General features: G+C 43.8%; 17 protein-coding genes and 1 tRNA gene. 2 read left to right on the top strand and 16 right to left on the bottom strand.

All coding sequences use genetic code 11. From position 1 onward, the window contains the following. Positions 1 to 2 precede the first annotated feature (2 nt). Together MiAbW_RS03380 and MiAbW_RS03385 are read right to left on the bottom strand one after the other, a co-directional pair. Positions 3 to 2,696 (bottom strand): efflux RND transporter permease subunit, encoded by a 2,694-nt coding sequence (locus MiAbW_RS03380; RefSeq protein ID WP_151694924.1) that lies wholly within the window; start codon positions 2,694 to 2,696, stop codon positions 3 to 5. 634 nt (positions 2,697 to 3,330) lie between these two features. Then, positions 3,331 to 3,666 carry a hypothetical protein gene (locus tag MiAbW_RS03385; protein WP_151694925.1) on the bottom strand — a complete coding sequence of 112 codons (336 nt, stop codon included), beginning with the start codon at positions 3,664 to 3,666 and terminating at the stop codon, positions 3,331 to 3,333. Positions 3,667 to 3,800: 134 nt separating this feature from the next. On the opposite strand from MiAbW_RS03385, the gene MiAbW_RS03390 reads away from it, so the two are divergent. Further along, positions 3,801 to 3,871: transfer RNA gene (locus tag MiAbW_RS03390), tRNA-Cys, on the top strand. A gap of 47 nt (positions 3,872 to 3,918) precedes the next feature. On the opposite strand, the gene mtnB is transcribed toward MiAbW_RS03390, so the two are convergent. The 6 genes from mtnB to MiAbW_RS03420 form a co-directional block, all read right to left on the bottom strand. Beyond that, entirely contained in the window at positions 3,919 to 4,536 is a 618-nt protein-coding gene (mtnB, locus tag MiAbW_RS03395) for a methylthioribulose 1-phosphate dehydratase (RefSeq protein WP_151694926.1), read from the bottom strand. 456 nt (positions 4,537 to 4,992) lie between these two features. Continuing rightward, positions 4,993 to 5,466, bottom strand: a complete 474-nt coding sequence (locus tag MiAbW_RS03400) for a phosphate-starvation-inducible PsiE family protein (protein WP_151694927.1) — start codon at positions 5,464 to 5,466, stop codon at positions 4,993 to 4,995. A gap of 216 nt (positions 5,467 to 5,682) precedes the next feature. Continuing rightward, positions 5,683 to 6,522 carry a nitrate ABC transporter ATP-binding protein gene (locus MiAbW_RS03405; RefSeq protein WP_151694928.1) on the bottom strand — a complete coding sequence of 280 codons (840 nt, stop codon included), beginning with the start codon at positions 6,520 to 6,522 and terminating at the stop codon, positions 5,683 to 5,685. Between the two features lie 79 nt (positions 6,523 to 6,601). Next, a complete protein-coding gene (locus MiAbW_RS03410) occupies positions 6,602 to 8,620 on the bottom strand; it encodes an ABC transporter ATP-binding/substrate-binding protein (protein WP_151694929.1) in 2,019 nt (672 codons plus the stop codon). 70 nt (positions 8,621 to 8,690) lie between these two features. After that, a complete protein-coding gene (gene ntrB / locus MiAbW_RS03415; RefSeq protein WP_151694930.1) occupies positions 8,691 to 9,521 on the bottom strand; it encodes a nitrate ABC transporter permease in 831 nt (276 codons plus the stop codon). 112 nt (positions 9,522 to 9,633) lie between these two features. Further along, complete coding sequence (locus tag MiAbW_RS03420) at positions 9,634 to 10,992, bottom strand: CmpA/NrtA family ABC transporter substrate-binding protein (RefSeq protein ID WP_151694931.1); 1,359 nt, start codon at positions 10,990 to 10,992, stop codon at positions 9,634 to 9,636. Between the two features lie 395 nt (positions 10,993 to 11,387). Between MiAbW_RS03420 and MiAbW_RS03425 the strand changes: the two genes are divergently transcribed. Then, complete coding sequence (locus MiAbW_RS03425) at positions 11,388 to 12,473, top strand: molecular chaperone DnaJ (RefSeq protein WP_151694932.1); 1,086 nt, start codon at positions 11,388 to 11,390, stop codon at positions 12,471 to 12,473. A gap of 212 nt (positions 12,474 to 12,685) precedes the next feature. Here MiAbW_RS03425 and MiAbW_RS03430 read toward each other — a convergent pair whose 3' ends face one another. From MiAbW_RS03430 to MiAbW_RS03470, 8 genes are all read right to left on the bottom strand, one after another. Then, positions 12,686 to 12,892 carry an HNH endonuclease gene (locus tag MiAbW_RS03430; RefSeq protein ID WP_147071021.1) on the bottom strand — a complete coding sequence of 69 codons (207 nt, stop codon included), beginning with the start codon at positions 12,890 to 12,892 and terminating at the stop codon, positions 12,686 to 12,688. Next, positions 12,879 to 13,124, bottom strand: a complete 246-nt coding sequence (locus tag MiAbW_RS03435; RefSeq protein ID WP_002772702.1) for a hypothetical protein — start codon at positions 13,122 to 13,124, stop codon at positions 12,879 to 12,881. The genes MiAbW_RS03430 and MiAbW_RS03435 overlap by 14 nt, the downstream gene beginning before the upstream one ends. A 442-nt stretch (positions 13,125 to 13,566) precedes the next feature. Further along, complete coding sequence (locus tag MiAbW_RS03440; protein WP_238707185.1) at positions 13,567 to 14,706, bottom strand: restriction endonuclease subunit S; 1,140 nt, start codon at positions 14,704 to 14,706, stop codon at positions 13,567 to 13,569. Between the two features lie 269 nt (positions 14,707 to 14,975). After that, the gene (locus MiAbW_RS03450; RefSeq protein ID WP_151694935.1) at positions 14,976 to 15,431 is read right to left on the bottom strand and encodes an NUDIX hydrolase; all 456 of its coding nucleotides are present in this window, start codon (positions 15,429 to 15,431) and stop codon (positions 14,976 to 14,978) included. Positions 15,432 to 15,530: 99 nt separating this feature from the next. Further along, a complete protein-coding gene (gene argH / locus MiAbW_RS03455) occupies positions 15,531 to 16,919 on the bottom strand; it encodes an argininosuccinate lyase (protein ID WP_151694936.1) in 1,389 nt (462 codons plus the stop codon). 169 nt (positions 16,920 to 17,088) lie between these two features. After that, positions 17,089 to 17,292 (bottom strand): hypothetical protein, encoded by a 204-nt coding sequence (locus MiAbW_RS03460; protein ID WP_151694937.1) that lies wholly within the window; start codon positions 17,290 to 17,292, stop codon positions 17,089 to 17,091. A 60-nt stretch (positions 17,293 to 17,352) separates the two neighbouring features. Next, positions 17,353 to 17,964, bottom strand: a complete 612-nt coding sequence (locus MiAbW_RS03465) for a class II aldolase/adducin family protein (protein WP_151694938.1) — start codon at positions 17,962 to 17,964, stop codon at positions 17,353 to 17,355. After that, the gene (locus MiAbW_RS03470; protein ID WP_151694939.1) at positions 17,961 to 18,296 is read right to left on the bottom strand and encodes a hypothetical protein; all 336 of its coding nucleotides are present in this window, start codon (positions 18,294 to 18,296) and stop codon (positions 17,961 to 17,963) included. The genes MiAbW_RS03465 and MiAbW_RS03470 overlap by 4 nt, the downstream gene beginning before the upstream one ends. Between the last annotated feature and the right edge of the window lie 38 nt (positions 18,297 to 18,334).

Raw genomic sequence — 18,334 nt, forward strand, 5'->3', positions numbered from 1 at the left:
AGCTACTTTTGACCGGCTTTAATCCGTTTCCAAACATCCTCTAAACTCAGATATAACACAGGCACAACAATTAAACTCAACAGGGAAGAAGTGACTAAACCTCCCACAATCACCATCGCCATGGGTTGCCGCAATTCCGCACCAGTACCCAATCCCAAAGCGATCGGAATCATGCCTAAAATTGTCGAACAGGTGGTCATTAAAATCGGTCTTAACCTAATCATTCCCGTTTCTAAAACCGCTTCCTCCCGACTCCAACCCTGTTGACGCAATTGGTTAGTATAATCCAGCAATAACACAGCATTTTTATCGAGTAATCCCAAGAGGAAGATAAACCCGATCAAAGAAATCATACTAAACTCACTACCCGTTACCAATAACCCCAACATTGCCCCGACAATCGCTAAAGGTAAACATAAAGCGATGACGATAGTTTCTAACAGTCTTCTGAATAATAACCATAAAACTCCTAACATTAAAATTGTCGCTAGGATTAAAGTGCGACCAAAACTGCCCAAAACATCGCTACTTTGAGAAGAAGTACCCCAACGCTGTAAAGTTATCCCTTCCGGTAAAGGAATCCCTTCAATTTTAATCGCCGCATCTTCTAATCCTAATTCCGGACTGAGATTAGCACTGAGAAAAATCGCCTGTTGACCATTTAAACGCTCGATCGCCAAAAAATCCCCCCGCTCATTTAATCTAGATGATAGGGAAATATCCTTTAACCCGGCGATTTTAGCGGCCTCAACCCGAAATTTCTCGGCACTATCGCGCAATAGCTGCAAATTATCGCTTTTAATCGCAATTTGGATCGGCTTTTCCGCTTCCGTCTGCACAAAAGGAATGTCCTCGACACTGACATTCACCCCTCTAATTGGCGGTAAAATTTGCCGAATCCGTTGCTGCACGGCACTGGTGTGAGACTTACGATCGCTCTTCAGTTTAACGTGAATTTTGCCCCGATTCGGCTCACCCCGTAAACCAGCGATCAGAAAAGTCGATTCCACTTCCCCATCCCCCAAAATAGGTGCTTCTAATTTGCTGCCATCCCGGACAGTGCGACGCAGGAGAAAACTTTCGGGAGAACTCGCTAACTGGGAAATCCAAGCGAAACTATCGCTAGAACTTTTAGCAGTCGGTTTATTCTTGCCCCCTTCGGCTTGGCTCAGGGCAAGCTGAGCTAGGTCGAAGGGAGGGCTAATTTGCGTTATTTTCGGCAAAGGAGACGTATAAACTAGATTAAACTCGCCGCGATCGAGTCGGGGAATAAATCCCTTAGAAATAAAAGGAATCAAGGCAATACCCGCAAAAAAGGTAATCAGGGCAATAGCAATGACCAGCAAACGATGACGCAGTGACCAGTTTAAGAGCCGTCGATAGGCATTCTCAATCAGTCGCTTTTGTTTCGTCATTTTTGCCTGTGACTGCGGTTTCAGCCAATATACTGCCAAAACGGGCGATAAAGTTCTGGCAATCAACAGAGAAAAAATCACCGCAGCCGAGACAGTTAAACCGAAGGGTTGGAAAAACTGTCCCACCGCACCCCCCATAAAAGCCACGGGTATAAACACGGCAACAATGGTTAAAGTGGAAGCAGTCACAGCTAATCCAATCTCCCTTGTCCCCTTGAGTGCCGCATTTTTCGGGGTTTCCCCCGCGTCGATTAAACGGGAAATATTCTCCACATCGACGATCGCATCATCCACGACAATGCCAATCACCAAAGCGAGAGCCAGCAGCGTCAGGGTTTCCAGATTAAACCCATAGATTGCCATGATAATGAAAGTCCCCAAAAGAGATAGGGGGATAACCAGAGCAGAAATGATTGTAGCGGCGAAACTGCCCAAAAATATCAAGATCACCAGCACCGACAGCAAAACTGCCAAAAGTAAATCATCGATCGTGCCTTGTAGGGCAGCGCGAATATATTCCGCTTGGGTTTCAGCTAAAATTATCTTGACATCGGGCAGTTTTTGTGCTAAGTCTTTAACCAGTTTTTCTGCGACCGCGGCCAGATCGAGACTATTGGCGGCACCTTTTTTGATTACCTGCACTGCGATCGCTTCTTGACCGTTAAAGCGTACCAGCGTGGGTAATGGTCGGGTTAAGCTTTTATGGGGATTATCTTCCCTAACTGTACCTTGACCGAGTAAATTAACTTTAGCCGTACCTGGGAGAGCTTTTAAGGGCGGAATTAAATTATCTTGGGCGATTTGGCTTAATTCTTCTAGAGTTTTCTGCTCACTCACCAGCGCATAGGTGACTGTTGCCGACTCATTTAAATCAACGGGGATAACTTCTGTGGTAGCTTGAGGGGGTAAAGGGACTTGTGAGATAGCCTGTTTAACTGCTGCGGTGGCCTTGTCTAAATTTGTACCAATTTTAAAGAAAATGCTGATTACTGACTGTCCGGGGGCAGTAGTCGAAGAAATATCACGACGACTGGGGAGAGAGAAAAGAGGATTTTCTAGGGGTTTAGTTAATTGCTGTTCCGTGGTGATAGCAGTAGCTAAATCCGCTTGGGCGTTAATTATCACTACTGGAAAGCTGATATCGGGGAAAAGAGCGTATTTTAGGGAACTAAAAGCTAAAATTCCCGCCACGGCCACCGCTAACCAGAAGGCAATGGTTAACCTCGGAGCATTAATCGCTATTCGAGAGATATTCAGACGTTCTCGCCATGATTCTTTCATCTTTGTTTAATAACTCGGAAGTGGGGTGTGGGGTGTGGGGTGTAGGGGAATTATGAATTATGAATTGGGGAGGTGGGGAAGTGGGGAAATTGAGCTAAAACCCCAAAACCCCAAAACCCCAACCCCCAACACCTAAAACCTGTCTCCTATCTCCTGACTCCTAACCCCATGGTAGATGTTGGATTTTTGCAGAAGTTCTATTTTCCGACAAAGATAAGCAAAAATTATTTATTGACTGCAAAAACTTGAGAATATTTAAATTAACATTCCGTAATATTTATAAATTCTTAAAAATTAATTGAGAAAGACTTTTATTTAGCAACGATGTTATAATGGTTACAGCGATTTGATAGAATTTCATAGTCGGTTATTCTGTGCTTTTTTGGGCAGCAATGGTTAAAACCCTTGCCACACCTAGAAGATGATTCTAATTAAGACGGGTAAATCAGTCAATTTCGCCCACAACGATGATCTTTTTTTTGTGTAGTTTTATTGCAAAAAAAAAGTTTTTTTGACAAAAAGCACAAAGTATGATAATAGACAAGGTATTTCTGGTTGCGAGTAATTATTGCAGAGTGGGGAGAAGGGAGAAGGGAGAAAAAAAGCTGATAACCGAAAAAAATCCCTATCCCTGCTATTCATACAAAATCTCATCAAAACAAGCTTCTCCCACACTCGATAAAGTCCTAGCGGCAGCCTTATCGGTTTTCGACTTCTGCACGAGGGTGCGGAATTGCTGTAGATTGTAACGAGCCTGGAATTTTTTAATCGTGCAGTCGCATAGGTCTTTTGCCACATCAGCTGCTAATCCCTCCCCCCGCGCTCTTTGTAAACATTCTTGACGATAACTGTCGAAAGTCGTGGCAGTATTAGAACTTTGGCTAAGGTACACGGCATTATTAGCCTGTACTGGAAAGCATAAAGCCAATAAACCGATAAAAGTTAGTAAATACCTTTGATTTCTCATCATAATCGCTTTTTTAAGCCTAAAATACTCCACTAGATTAGAGAACCGCTGCCTAAATTATAGATCGATCGCTTGACTCTTAGGTTCCACTCTTGGCAAACCGTCATCTGTTATGCTAGGATGAATATTGCTCAAGCGGCGCCATCGCCAAGTGGTAAGGCAGAGGTCTGCAAAACCTTTACCCCCAGTTCGAATCTGGGTGGCGCCTTGGCAAATGTCGGCATCTTTCTTTTATTACCTTGTCTAAATGAAAATTTAACAAGGTTTTACCTGATGGGCTGCCACTAGATAGCGAAAAATATACTCGACTATCTCTAAATAATTCTCGGTAGTTTCTAGAGACTCACCCCACACCGTCACGCCATGGTAAGAAATCAGTAAAGCGGGAATTTCTGGGGGGAAAGTTGACAATCTACTTTCTATTTCTGCGGCAATTTTCGGCACATCGAGATAGTTAGCAAAAACTGGCATAAATACTTGAGGATTTTCTACCCAAATACCTAAACCTTTCAACATTTCTAAGGGGGGTAACGATAACTTATCCTCGCGGGCAAAACGGGAAACTAAATTCGCTTCCACCGAGTGAACATGATAACAAGCTTGTGCTTGGGGAAAGAGGCAATAAATCACCTGATGAATGCTAGTTTCTGCCGAAGGACGATTATCCCGATGAGCTAATTCTCTGACTTTTCCCGTCAGATCCACCCGCACAAAATCCTCTTCTGTGAGTTTACCTTTACTTTTGCCACTGGCAGTAATCCAAAAACTATGATCATCAACTTTAGCGGATAAATTACCCGCCGTGCCAAGCATCCAACCCAGTTGATAAAATCTTCGGGCAGCTGCCACTAGAGATAGACGAGGATCGCTCATGGTTTTTAGAGATATGGTAGATAGGGACTGACTATTATGACATCCTCACCCCCCTTCAAGGTTAGGGTTGTTTCATAATACGGTCAGAAAGTCAAAAGCAATCACTATCAGGTAAAATAGAGAGTGACCGTTAATATTTTAAAGATATGTTTAGCTTAATAGAAAAACTTAAATAAGTCAAGTACTCTCGGAAAAATATAGCGTTTCTCACACCTACGTGGCACAGTTAAACCTTCGTTGATTAAGCTTTTAATCACCAGTAATGTACCTCTTGCAAACAGGAAACGCTATAAACGAAAAAGACATCCTTTATGGCTAGTTTTTATAATAATAATATTAGGAACTATGCAAGGATACTCAGGCTATAGAGAGCTAGGTGATTTTGCCAAAAGTCTGCCAATTTGACCAAAATCCAACCGGCAATTATTGGCATCAATCAGGTCGTGACTACTTATTTCAAGAGCGATTGTCGCGATTAACTTTTCTGATTAACCAATAACTTGCCGCTAAAGCTAAGGTTCCCACGGTGAGGGCAATTAAATCATCTTTACTGTATTTATTGGGATCGAAAATAATAATTTTTCGAGAGATGGCAATTAAAGCCGTAACTACAACTAATTCAACCTGTACGATGTGTTTTCTGAGGTAAGCAGTGATGTTTTCTAATAGCTCTAAGGCAATTAAAATGTTGAGAAATAAACCAAAAATTTCAATTAAAGTTTTGCCAAAAAAGCCGACTGGTTCCGTAGTAAATAAATCTCGGATTAGGATAACTACTAGATCATAAAGAGAAACAATAATAACAACAATTAAGGCTACGGATAAAACCTTAGAAACTAAGTTCTCAATGAGATGAATCGACCTCATGAAATTTTCATCGCGCCATTGTTGTCCAAAATTGATAATTAGTTTCCGTATCTGTTTGAGCATGATCAATTAAGTAAAAATTATTATTGTATTTGATTGCTAATTGTTCTATTTAGCTAACAAGTAAGTATATCCCCCCTTGATAAGGGGAGTATCTGACAATTTTTAACATCTACCTACTTAGAGATAATTTTACTTGAAGAAGGCTTCCCTAAAAAAAAATCTAGGTGCGATCGCTATTAAGTCAACCGCACCCCAAACTAATACAAATGCTCACATCTAGCTGACATCATCGTGAGCGAAACGATTATAGAGGAAGTCGAGGGCATAGTTACGCAGACGATAATATTCCGGATCCTCCATAATTCTCTCCCGATCGCGGGGACGGGGGAAATGAATATTCATCACTTCGCCGATTTTCGCTTCCGGTCCATTGGTCATCATTACCAGCTTATCAGCGAGGAAAAGAGCCTCATCGATATCGTGGGTAATCATCAACACCGTACAGCGTTTATCTTGCCAGATTTTCAGCAATTCTTCCTGTAATTCCTCTTTAGTAATCGCATCCAACGCACCGAAAGGTTCATCGAGAATCAACACTTCCGGACGGATAGAAAGGGCCCTGGCGATCGAAACCCGTTGTTTCATCCCCCCAGAGATTTGGGGAGGGGTTTTGTCCATAGCTTCGGTTAAACCCACCATCGCTAAATGTTCCCGCACGATCGAGCGTTTTTGTGCTTCCGGAGCATTGGGAGACACCGCATCTACCGCAAGATAGACATTTTCAAAAACACTTAACCAAGGCAATAAAGCATAGTTTTGAAACACTACCATGCGATCGGGCCCAGGTTTAGTAATTTTCTTGCCGTTAACTTTAACAATGCCATCGGTGGGAGAAGAAAAACCCGACACCATATTTAATAGGGTCGATTTACCGCAACCGGAGTGACCGATCACACAGATAAATTCACCTTCATTGATGTTGAGATTAACGTCCTTGAGGACGGTGTAGGGGCCTCTGGGAGTGGCATAAACCTTAGAAACTCCTTCAATGGTGACAAAAGCTTCTTTACTGGGGGTCTGGGTTGCCCGGTTAACTGTGTCGGTGGTGGTGTACATGATTAGTCTTTGGGGGAAATTAGTTAATAGGAGAAATGGCTAGGGATAATTGGCTAGGAATTATCCCCTTAGTCGATTTTTAGGCAATTTTGCGAGATTCACTGGCACTAGGACGAGCATCAATAGCCACTTCGGCCATAGTGACGTTTTGTTTGATCTCTAAACTATTGAGATAACCGATCGGATCCTCGGCATCAAACTCGATACCATCGAATAAAAGGATCGGTGTGCGACGATATTTAATATCCCCTAGACCCAATTCCCGGGCCGCGGTACTGAAGACACCCACCCGACAGACGCGTTCGAGAATTTCTACCCAGTTACGGGGGAAAGGAATGTGGCCCCAGCGCGCCATTTGGGTCATCATCCAGAGGTGTTCGGTACGACTGGGACGATTTACCCCTTCTCCATAGAACAGATGGTGTGCATATTCTTTCATCGGTTGATCGAGACTGCACGCGTAGGAGTTGGGATCACCCAGTTGGATATAATCAATATTGGTACTAAGATACTGACGACTGGCGAGGATTTGACGAATTTCTTCCTGATTTGCTTCCGAGGCACAGTAGCGACAACCTTCCAGCAGTGCTTTGACTAAAGCGACATGGGTATTAGGGTATTTATTAGCCCAATCTTCCCGGACTCCCAGGGCCTTACCCGGGTGGCCCTGCCAGATTTCTAAGTCGGTAGCGACGGTATAACCGATGCCTTCCATAGCGGCCCGTAGATTCCAGGGTTCACCGACACAGTAACCGTCAATACTACCGGTTTTCAGGTCAGCTACCATTTGGGCCGGGGGAATAGTTTCGAGGTGAACGTCTTTATCGGGGTCAATTCCCGCTGCCGCTAACCAGTAACGTAGGAGCAAATTGTGCATGGAGGAGGGGTGAACAATGCCAAAAATATGGCGCTGCTCCTTCGATTCCAATAGCATCTGTCTTAAGGCGTTACCGTCAATCACTCCCTCGTCATAGAAGCGTTTAGCGAGGGTGACACCGTTACCGTTACGAGTCATAGTCAGGGCGCTGACAATCGGCAAAGGTTGCTCCTGATAACCACCGACGGTTAACCAGGTGGGCATTCCTGAAGGCATTTGCGCCCCGTCGAGGAATCCCCCTGCGATCCCGTCCACAATGCCTCGCCAACTGGTTTCCCGGACTAAATTCACCTCATCTAGACCATGTTTAGTAAAGAATCCCTTTTCTTTGGCCACTGCTAGGGGCGCGCAAGCGGTGAGGGGAACAAAACCGATTTCTAGATTGACTTTTTCTAAACCGTGACGGGCAATAACTTCGACTTTGCGGGCGCGCAGTTTTTTGATCCGTTTTTGTTGGTTGAGGAAATAGATAATTTCACTCCGGAGACTGTAGTAACTGGGGTGTTCCACCACTTCCATGCGTTTGCGGGGACGGGGGATATCCACTTCCAAAATACCGCCAATTTTTGAGCCGGGGCCGTTGGTGAGCATGACGATGCGATCGGATAATAGCACCGCTTCATCCACATCGTGCGTCACCATTACCGAGGTCATTTGGTATTCTTCGCACAGCTGCATTAACTGTTCCTGTAGATTACCTCTAGTCAGGGCATCTAACGCCCCAAAGGGTTCATCTAAAAGCAGGACTTTCGGACGGATGGCTAGGGCGCGAGCGATCGCTACCCGTTGTTTCATCCCCCCCGATAATTCGTTGGGACGTTTATCCACTGCATGACGAAGATTGACCAGATCGATATATTTTTCGACTTCGGCTTTTCTTTCTTCTTCTGACAGTTGGGTGAGAACTTGATCGACGGCCAGAGTGATATTTTCTTTGACGGTTAACCAGGGCAAAAGGGAATAGTTTTGGAAGACTACCATGCGATCTGGCCCTGGTTTTTTAATGCTTTGACCTTGCAAAGTCACCACCCCTTCTGTGGGCAAATCTAAACCAGCGATCATGTTTAAGAGGGTGGATTTTCCACAACCAGAGTGACCGATAAGGGAGATAAATTCCCCTTTTTTTATCTGTAAATCAATTCCTTTTAAGGCCACATATTCACCGCCACCACTGAGGGGGAAGATTTTATCAATGTTATCGACAGCAACAAACAAACTCATAGTTTTTTCTCCTTAAATTGGCTCAAGTTTCAGTTGTTTGAAAAATGGGGAAAGTTTCCCCATTAATTCCCTATTGACGAACGATTTGATTTTGTAACCAAGCCATAAAGCGATCGAGTAATAAACCCACACCACCGATATAAAACAGAGCGAGAATAATATCGCTGATGTAGTTATTTTGGTAGGCATCCCAGATAAAGAAACCGATACCGACGATGCCCGACATAACGATTTCCGCCGCAATAATCGCTAACCAAGCTAAACCGATCGCAATTCTCAAACCAGTGAATATGTAGGGAAGCGCTGAGGGAATTAATATCTTGAAAAAGAATTTTTGGTTGGACAATTGCAAGACTTGTTTAACGTTGATATAGTCTTGGGGAATTTGTTGGACACCGACGGTGGTATTAATCAAAATCGGCCAAACTGCGGTAATAAAGATAACGAATAAAGCAGCCGGTTGGTTTTGTTGTAAAGCGGCCAGAGATAGGGGAACCCAAGCAAGAGGAGGAACTGTTCTCAGGAATTGGAAAAGGGGATCAAGGGCTTTATTTAAGAAAGAATTTAAACCGACCATAATCCCAACTCCAATACCCACCACCGCAGCAAAAGAATAACCGATTAGTACCCGTTGCAGACTGGCTAAAGTTTGCCAAAATAGTCCCTTATCAATGCCCCCACGATCAAAGAAAGGATACATTAAATAAGTACGAGTTCGTTCATTGGTGATTAGGTCGGATGGGGGGGGTAATTTGATTAATCCCACCATCGAGACTAATTGCCAAACAATCAGAAAACCCAAGGTACCGATAATCGGGGGAAGAATGTCTTGGGAATGCTTTTTCCAGAATTTACTGAAGTTGAAACCACCGTTACTTTTTCTGCTGACGCTAGTTGCCATTTTGCCGTTTTCCTTTGTTGAAGATAAAGTTACTGGATTGGGGAGAGAAGAAAACATTTTGGGGATTGATAGACTAGATTTTTTATGCACCTAGCCTATCGGTAAAAGCTCGCTATTTTTTGATCTCCAAACTATCGAGATAAGCTTGGGGATTGGCAGGATCAAAGGTCTTGCCATCGAAGAATTTTTCGACACCCCGGGAGGTACTGGTGGGAATATCGGCCGCAGGAACTCCTAATTCTGTGGCTGCCGCTTTCCAAAGATCCTCGCGGTTAACTTTGTCGATTAATGCTGAGGCAGTGGTTAAAGTTTCTTTCGGCAAGAAACCCCAACGAACACTTTCGGTTAAAAACCAGAGATCATGACTCTTGTAGGGATAGGAAACGCTACCGGCGGGATCTTTCCAGTAGAAAACTCCTTTATTTTTGTCGGTGATTTCCGGTTTACCGTCACCCATTTTCTGCATTCCTTTGAGGGGACCGGCGATAATTTCTTCTTTGAGGTTGAAATAAGCCGGTTTAGCGAGAATTGCCGCCGCTTCTGCCCGATTTGCCTCTTGATCGAGCCATTGCTGCGCTTCCATAACTCCTTTTAATAGGGCCTTGGTGGCTTTCGGGTTTTTATCCACCCAATCGGCGCGGATAGCGAGGTATTCTTCTGGGTGATAGGGCCAGATTTCTGCGGTTAAAGCTGACATAAAACCGATCTGATCAGCCACAATTCTCGCCGGCCAAGGATCGCCGGTACTAAACGCATCCATGGTTCCCGTTTTCATGTTGGCCACGGTTTGGGCGGCAGGAACCGCAATTAGGTTAATATCCGTATCGGGGTTAATACCACCGGCGGCTAACCAGTAACGAATCCAGAAGTCTTGGTTAGCTTTCGGGAAGGTATAGGCGGCTTTGAAGGGAGTTCCCGTCGTTTTCATGGCGAGGATGTAATCTTTGGCGGGTTTTAGGTCTAAACCGATATTTTTGCCCTCGTGTTTACCTGCGATCGCAATTCCGTTACCCTGGGTGTTTAACTGCGCCAACACATACATGGGGACTTTAACGTTATTTTTGGTGATTAGTCCCTCAGAAATTAGGTAAGGCATGGGCATTTGCCACTGTCCTCCGTCAATTCCGCCCGCATCTGCCCCAATTTCGACGTTATCTCTAGCAGATCCCCAGTTAGCTTGTTTGGAGACTTCCACATCGGGCATCCCGTGTTTAGCGAAAAAGCCTTTTTCCTTGGCAATAATTAAAGGTGCGGCCTCAACAATAGGAATATAACCTAATTTAATTTTGGTGGTTTCGGGGGCCTCTCCGGGAGCTACCGCCACAGGAGAAGCAACCGGGGAAGCGGGTGCGGTGGTGCTGGTTCCACCGGTAGTGTCGGGGGGATTACCCACACAACTTTTGAGGACAACAGCCCCTGCCGCTGAAACTGCCGCCGTGGTTAAGAATTTCCGTCTCGAAAAATTTGACATAGAATCTCCTGCCTGCTGCTAAAGCAAGTATGTGTGCTGAATTATGGGTAAAGGAATCCCTCGCTAAACTTTCCTTCTAGACTGTGCTATAGAAATTTAGCTATGGAATATTAAATCTCGATTGAACTTAATAAATAAGTCTAGCGGAATTTGGAAAAAATAATTAATCTGAGCGAGAATTTTATGTACAAAAATTTAATTCGATTGATAAGGATTAATTAAGACCATTGATATATCTAGCTTCTAGCCACTTAAGCCTGTCTGTGGACTTGGGGTGATGGGAGGTGGGGAAGTGGGGAAGTGGGGAGAAACAACAAAATGAGCCAAGGGTGAGTTCTAGGAATACGGTTCCTTGCGGCTTGGTAGAATGGACAATATGCTTTCACCCCAAAGTAATGACCAGATCCAAAAAGCCGAAATCACCGAACTCCTCTGATTCGCCCACCTCTCCTGCCTTGGCTCTGTCTTCCCTACATTTTCGTCTCCAAGCTTTAGAGGAGGAGCATCAGTGGCTCCTCAAACAGATTGCCAGAAAGCGCAGCGAAATGAAGAAATTCCTCGACCAGATGCGTTCCTTGGCGACGGAGATGTTCCAGAGAGGGCAACCTCTCTATGAAAAACTTACCGACCTCGACCGCGAAATACACGCCCTTTTTGACGAAATCCTAACTGCTAGAAAATTGGGGCAGCAGACGAGGAAAAGCATTCTCGGAATTTACCAGACACTTCAGTTAACGGGGGTGATTAGCCCGAAATTTGAGGATGGAGATGAAGAACTAGACGAACTTTTCGGAGACGAAGAGTCGGAAGGATCATCGGAGCAATCCGCGCAGGATTTCTTCTCTGGGGGAGACTCCTACGGCCGTAACGATGATGGAACAGAGCTATCACATGAAAGCTCGCCTCAATCTCCTGAATCTAGACAAATACGCCGCACTTTCCTGAGAATGGCCGAGATTTTTCACCCCGACAAGGTTACGGATCCCGAAACTCGGATGCGTCACAATGAGATCATGAAGGAAGTCAACCGTGCCTATAAAGAGGGAGATATTGCCAGACTGCTGGAAATCGAACGACAGCATCAAATGGGGGACTCTTTCGCGGTTGAAGGCTCATCGGAAAGCGACCTTAAACGACAGTGCGAGAAGGTTGAAACCAATAACGAACTACTCAAAAAGCAATACGAGAACCTGAAGAGAGAACTGCGCTCGGTGCGAAATACCCCGGAAGGCGAGATGGTGAGGGCCAGTCGCGCTTGTGAGAAGGATGGCATCGACCCGATTGAGCAAATGCTAGAGGAGATGAATTTACAAGTTCAATCCACCGAAAAAATCTATAATTTTGTCCGTGACTTCCGCGATAAAAAGATAACGGTTAAAGAGTTCCTGCGCGGACCGGTCAGGAATATGGGCAGCAGCCCAGAAGAGATGGAGGAAATTTTTGAGCAACTTCTGGAGGAACTTCGCAGAATCAGCCGTTGAAGAGAAAAAGCCAGTATTTAGGGTATGCGGCAAAAAGTTTTTCCCGGTGGCCGAGTGTAGGGTTTTACCTAATTTTTAAATCCGTTGAGTAATGCACAGAAAACGGGTTTCTCCGAGAAACCCGTTTTCTACTCATGCAAACGACAAAAGGGGGAATAAATAATCAGGATTAAGCTTTTGTTACTCCCGATCAACCTTTTTTAAACCACGCCTTAAGTCTCACTAATTTCTTGTTGTGGGTCATCCTTGGGTGGATGGAGTTGGCCGGCTATCCATTGCCGTCGGGCATTCTGGATAAAGGGTTGAATATGGTCGATCGAAAGAGGGGCGGAACTGAGGAGTTCGGGATAGTGACAGTATTCACACCGGAACCTAGCGCGTTGTCGAACAATATGGTAAAGCGATTTAGGAATGACCATTTACTCTGGCGGCAATGACAGCGTTGATGTAGCTGAAAATTTGGTCGAGTTCGCCAATCGCTTCTAGCTCAAGGACTTCCTCCGGGGTGAGATCATCAGCTTTTTTCTTGTCAAGAAGCGTCTGCATCCGATCGCCCAGTTCATCTGTAAATTTGAATAGGGTGAGATTATTAATCTGTTGCACCCGCAATCCTTTGGGAATCAGGCTAGAGGGTTTGACAAGAGCGCTCATGGTTGTAGCTGGCTTTTTGAGCAACTTTACTGCCCATAATATAACACCACCTTCCCAACTGATAACCGATAACTCTTGAGTAACGCACAGAAAACGGGTTTCTCGGAGAAACCCGTTTTCTACTCATGCAAACGACAAAAGGGGAATAAATAATCAGTCTTTAATAACCAGATTTAGTATAGAATTTAACATTAACCCCATTTTCTCAAAAAAATCGACCCGTCTAAGAGCAGGAAATAAAAGAAAAGAGAAAAAATAGGGAATGAGGGTAAAAGGGGAAAAAGGGAAAAGGGTTAGAGAGTTCTCCCGAATACGCAGACTACCCGAAAACCGCAGAGGTCGAAGTCGCCGCGGCGGTAGCTAAATCTTGGTTAATTGTCCAACCGTCTTTTTTAATGGCATTTCCCACAAAATTATGGTACTAATCCGCGGGATGCCATGGCTACAGTTCTCCCCTAAATGCCTTTTGTAAAAGGGAATTAAAGAGATTTTCAGATTCTTTAAATAGCAATTTTTGTCTGTCCGTGCATTTCTGTTGGGAAACAGCAAAACTTGCATATTTACGTTGTAAGAATATTGGAGGAATGGGAATTACAACTTTTCTTAGCTCTTTCTGTCTAATTCCCTTAACCGTACTACCTGTAGATCTGCGCTCAATTTGGTCACGAACAAATGAACTCTGAAGAGTGCCAAACAAATAGGTATTATCAAGAATATTAGATTTACCTCGCATCAATAGAACTCTTTGAGCCAAAGCAATATCAGGATCATCAACTTGAGCGACTTCTCCTAGCGGGGCTTCTGTCGTAAAAAGAACATCACCTAATTGTGGCAAACCTCTACGCATCCATGAGTCATAATTTTCTCGGGCAATGAATTCATTAGGTGGCTGTATTCGGCCATTTTTGATTATTTTTGCTGTAATAAGTGGAACACCTGAATTAGCTTTTGTTGGTGTTTTTCCACGATAATCAATGAACCTCTCAATACACTTTTCTAGGGGTAGAAAACAATCCTGTCCACAGTGTTCCCTAAAATTTCTTTCAGAATCACCGAACATCTCTAGGAAAGTCGATTTTAACAACTCCTCAGTCAACCGAATTGCCTCTTTGCGCTTGCGTCGCACCCCATCCGCTTTATCTAAAATTGCCGCAATTCTTCGCTGTTCTTCGAGGGGTGGTACATATATTTTTGTCGATAGAAACTCCTTGCGATTTACGTGTTTCATAGTCGCACCATGCAAGTAGCACTCCATATCATTGATGGCTTTACCTAGAGAGTATTTGAAGTAATTTTTATGTACTTTTGCTTTATCTGGAATTGCCTTAAATATATGTTGATTTAGCCAAGCTGGTTCCATTTCTAGCCATTCAAAGACACCTAAACTGGCAGACCAAGAAACCAAAATATCTCCTGTATTTACCTCATATTTTTTATCAACATTTCTGGTGGTGAGATTATAGGGTTTACTTGAATCATTGAGGTTTTGAATTCTAATTATCTTCCGCCCATTTTCATGCCAGTCTTCTGGTTTGAACGCCGCTCCATTAATAAATTCCGCCACTTCTCCTAAAGGAATCATATATCTCATCCCAACATCTCCTTATAACGCGCGTAAAACCAGATCAATCTTATTTTCAAACATAAATCAAATATCCTTTCGGTTGACTAAAACGGTGGGTTACGACGGATTGTTAGATTGACTTTAACGCCTAGATTGTTGCCGTCTAACCCACCCTACTATGAACTCTTCTCCCCCCTTTTTAAGGGGGGTTGGGGGGGATCGAACCTAAAATCTATTTTTAATTTAATTATAACCAGCTACTTAGGGTCGCAGATACTAGGAAAAAATCAAGCCACTACAGTGGCACCCTTGAGATAATCTTCTAGTTGGCGATCATTATCGTGGCTGAGATTACCTAGAGGTAAAGTTTCGACGCTAAAAGCTCTCACCTCACTAACTTCTAATGTATCTTTGATCTGAAAATTCCCCGCAGCTGTAACTTCAATTAACACTGAAATGGAGTGAATGCGCGGATCACGCTCAAAAGAGGAATAAACCCCCACTAAACGCCCTAAACTGACTAAATTTAATCCTGTTTCCTCTTTTAATTCCCTTTGGGCAGTATTAAAAATATCTTCCCCCCAATCGACCATCCCTCCCGGTAGGGCCCATTTGCCGGTGTCTCTGCGTCGGATTAAAACAATTGTGCCGTCAGCAAGCAGCGGAATTATTGTCACCCCAGTTACAGGATGACGAAAGATAATTCCCATCACACTTTTAATAAAATGCCAAACACGACCCATATATATTAGGTAAAAAGTAAAAAAAGGGAGGGGATTCAGGAGTCGGCAGTTTTGGTTATTTCCTATTGCCTAACACCTATCCCCCAACCCCCAACAATATCAATCATGATTGAGAATGGCTTTAGCTTGAATTAAAGCCGAGCGCACTTGTTCAAAACCTGTGCCACCATAGCTATTACGGGCCGCTACCACCTGACGAGGAGCGATCGCGTCGTAGATATCGGCCTCAAAAGCCGGATGTAATTCTTGCCATTCCGTCAGGGTTAAATCTTTTAATAACTTACCCGCTGCTAAACTGCTTTTAACGACTTTCCCGACTAAATTATAAGCTTCTCGGAAGGGAATCCCCTTACTGGCTAAATAATCCGCCACATCCGTTGCATTAGAAAAATCTTCCGCCACCGCGTTAGCTAATCGGTCAGTTTTAAATTGAATTCCGGTGGCTAAAAGTACCGTCATCGCTTGCAAACAAATCCGCACGGTTTTAACGCCATCAAATAACGCCTCCTTGTCCTCCTGCAAGTCTTTGTTATAGGCCAGGGGTAAACCCTTCATTAAGGTCAATAACGCCTGTAAATGCCCAAAAACCCGCCCTGTTTTGCCGCGCACCAATTCGGGAACATCGGGATTTTTTTTCTGGGGCATAATGCTAGATCCCGTGGCACAACTATCGGTGAGAGTAATAAAACTAAATTCTTGGGAAGACCAGAGAATCATTTCTTCGCTCAAACGGCTCAGGTGGACCATAATCAGACTAGCGGCCGTCATAAATTCAATAGCAAAATCTCGATCGCTGACTCCATCGAGACTATTGTTATACACCTGCTCAAAATCGAGTAAATTGGCACTGTAATGACGATCAATCGGAAAAGTCGTCCCCGCTAAGGCGCCGCATCCTAGGGGCGAAATATTGGTCCTGGTGCGAATTTCTCCTAATCTTTGGTGATCCCGTTCGGCCATTTGAAAATAAGCGAGGAGATGATGGGCTAAACTAATCGGTTGAGCGCGCTGTAGGTGGGTATAACCGGGGATCAGGGTTTCCAGATGGTTTTCGGCGTGATTGACTAAAGCTTGCTGAAAATTGCGAATTTCTTGCCTAATATCATCGATTTGTTGTCTAAGATACAGACGAATATCCGTTCCTACCTGATCGTTTCGCGAACGGGCCGTGTGCAGTTTTTTGCCCACATCTCCCACAATCTCGGTTAAACGACGTTCCACGGCAAAATGCACGTCCTCTTGATCGATGCCGGGGTTAAAGTTGCCGGTGCGGTATTCTTGACGAATTTGTTCCAATCCAGAGACGAGACTATCTGCTTCTTCGGGGCTGATAATACCCGTATAGGCGAGCATTTTAGCGTGAGCGATCGATCCGGTGAGATCATACTCGATTAATTCGATATCAAAGCCAATACTGGCGTTAAATTCTACGATCGTAGGATGGAGACTACCTTCAAAGCGATCGCTCCAAGTTTTCTTTGCTGTCACTGTTTTCGTTAGATGATTGTGGATAAAGTTAACCAAAATATGCTGGACAATTTTGGGGAATAATCCGGCGCTGATAGCATTACCGCTTCAGGTTAGAAAAATCTCCAACCCTACAAACATAAGAATAGCAAGAATTGCTCGCTCTGGCTGAAGGCCGATAGGCGAAAAGCTAATAAGAAGTAAAACCTCGAAACATATAACCGACAATCAAACCGATTAATAGGGCCCATGCTTGCCCAGTTTTGACGAAATTTGAGAAGGCTTTCTGGACATTGCCGATGATATCCACGTCTTGCTCGGAAATAGTCATCAAGACATTGGTAAGAGGCGAAAAGTCGATCGAGACAGATAGATGATGCAAGGTGTCGATCACGATGGCATTCCTCAAAGGCGAAAATCTACCAAACAAGTTAACACAAAGAGGAGGTCACTTTCAAGATAATTGAGATTGCTGGTAATAGGCTAATAATAAATTGCCCGCTTTTGCTAAATTTTGCCCAAAGGCGATAATTCCTTCTTCATGACCACTCATCACTAAAATTTGTTGCTCCTCTAGACGATCTTCTTGACATAAACGGATAATTTCTGCGGCCATTTCTGGGGTTCCATAGGCAATATTTTCTTGAGTGGTCGGCACGCAATACATTAAATTTTGCCACAGGGGGCGATGGTGAATATGAATCACCCCATTAATCTGGGGATTAGCTTCATAAATTGCTCCATGGGTGAGAGTTTCCGAAGAAGCGGCAATTGTTCCCCGACAAGTGACACGATTTTCTCTCCAATCGTAGTCTATAACTGTGGTGTAATGGGATTCATTTAATACTGGAATCCCGCCAGTGTTAGTGCCAGAAATAATAATTTCTTTGTCTATTTTTCCTCGTTGACTCACATTACCAAAACCGATTCCGTTATCGTATTGACCGATTAATCCCAGTCGATAGAGGCGATTGCGCCAATAATTTAATTCTGCAATCTCTGAGCTTATTAAGGGACGGTCAGGAATCCAAGTACAATTGTATTTAATGTAACCTTCATCAATCATAGATTTTTCTGAAAATATTCGGGATAATTTTGACAAATTTTCTGCACAAAGTCCTGAAGAGGATAGGAAATATGATTAATATAACTATCTTTAATGACTTGGGAAAATAGGGGTAAAACTTCCGTGTCTAGGGCGGGTTTAAATAAGTCCATCGGCAGGATTAAATCGGAACCTTCCCGCACATCAATTGTCTCAAAATTATCGGCGACAATTAACCAAAGAGGACGCACCCAAAGAGACGAACGACTTTCGATCACCTGAATCACTTCTCCGTATAGCTGACTATTTTGACAGGATAAACTAACAATTTGATTTGATGTAAATCGATTCATAGACTCTCATATATGGCAATTAAATTGGTAAATAATTA

It is taken from the genome of Microcystis aeruginosa NIES-4325 (assembly GCF_008974145.1).
GTDB classification, from domain to species: Bacteria; Cyanobacteriota; Cyanobacteriia; order Cyanobacteriales; family Microcystaceae; genus Microcystis; species Microcystis aeruginosa_G.

Coding starts and splice junctions, on each gene's coding strand:
- MiAbW_RS03440 (WP_238707185.1), bottom strand. CDS start 14,706: ATGATTCCTTTAGGAGAAGTGGCGGAATTTATTAATGGAGCGGCGTTC.
- MiAbW_RS03450 (WP_151694935.1), bottom strand. CDS start 15,431: ATGGGTCGTGTTTGGCATTTTATTAAAAGTGTGATGGGAATTATCTTT.
- MiAbW_RS03465 (WP_151694938.1), bottom strand. CDS start 17,964: ATGATTGATGAAGGTTACATTAAATACAATTGTACTTGGATTCCTGAC.
- MiAbW_RS03430 (WP_147071021.1), bottom strand. CDS start 12,892: ATGGTCATTCCTAAATCGCTTTACCATATTGTTCGACAACGCGCTAGG.
- MiAbW_RS03410 (WP_151694929.1), bottom strand. CDS start 8,620: ATGAGTTTGTTTGTTGCTGTCGATAACATTGATAAAATCTTCCCCCTC.
- MiAbW_RS03435 (WP_002772702.1), bottom strand. CDS start 13,124: ATGAGCGCTCTTGTCAAACCCTCTAGCCTGATTCCCAAAGGATTGCGG.
- MiAbW_RS03470 (WP_151694939.1), bottom strand. CDS start 18,296: ATGAATCGATTTACATCAAATCAAATTGTTAGTTTATCCTGTCAAAAT.
- ntrB (WP_151694930.1), bottom strand. CDS start 9,521: ATGGCAACTAGCGTCAGCAGAAAAAGTAACGGTGGTTTCAACTTCAGT.
- MiAbW_RS03420 (WP_151694931.1), bottom strand. CDS start 10,992: ATGTCAAATTTTTCGAGACGGAAATTCTTAACCACGGCGGCAGTTTCA.
- MiAbW_RS03425 (WP_151694932.1), top strand. CDS start 11,388: ATGACCAGATCCAAAAAGCCGAAATCACCGAACTCCTCTGATTCGCCC.
- MiAbW_RS03400 (WP_151694927.1), bottom strand. CDS start 5,466: ATGCTCAAACAGATACGGAAACTAATTATCAATTTTGGACAACAATGG.
- MiAbW_RS03405 (WP_151694928.1), bottom strand. CDS start 6,522: ATGTACACCACCACCGACACAGTTAACCGGGCAACCCAGACCCCCAGT.
- MiAbW_RS03385 (WP_151694925.1), bottom strand. CDS start 3,666: ATGATGAGAAATCAAAGGTATTTACTAACTTTTATCGGTTTATTGGCT.
- MiAbW_RS03380 (WP_151694924.1), bottom strand. CDS start 2,696: ATGAAAGAATCATGGCGAGAACGTCTGAATATCTCTCGAATAGCGATT.
- mtnB (WP_151694926.1), bottom strand. CDS start 4,536: ATGAGCGATCCTCGTCTATCTCTAGTGGCAGCTGCCCGAAGATTTTAT.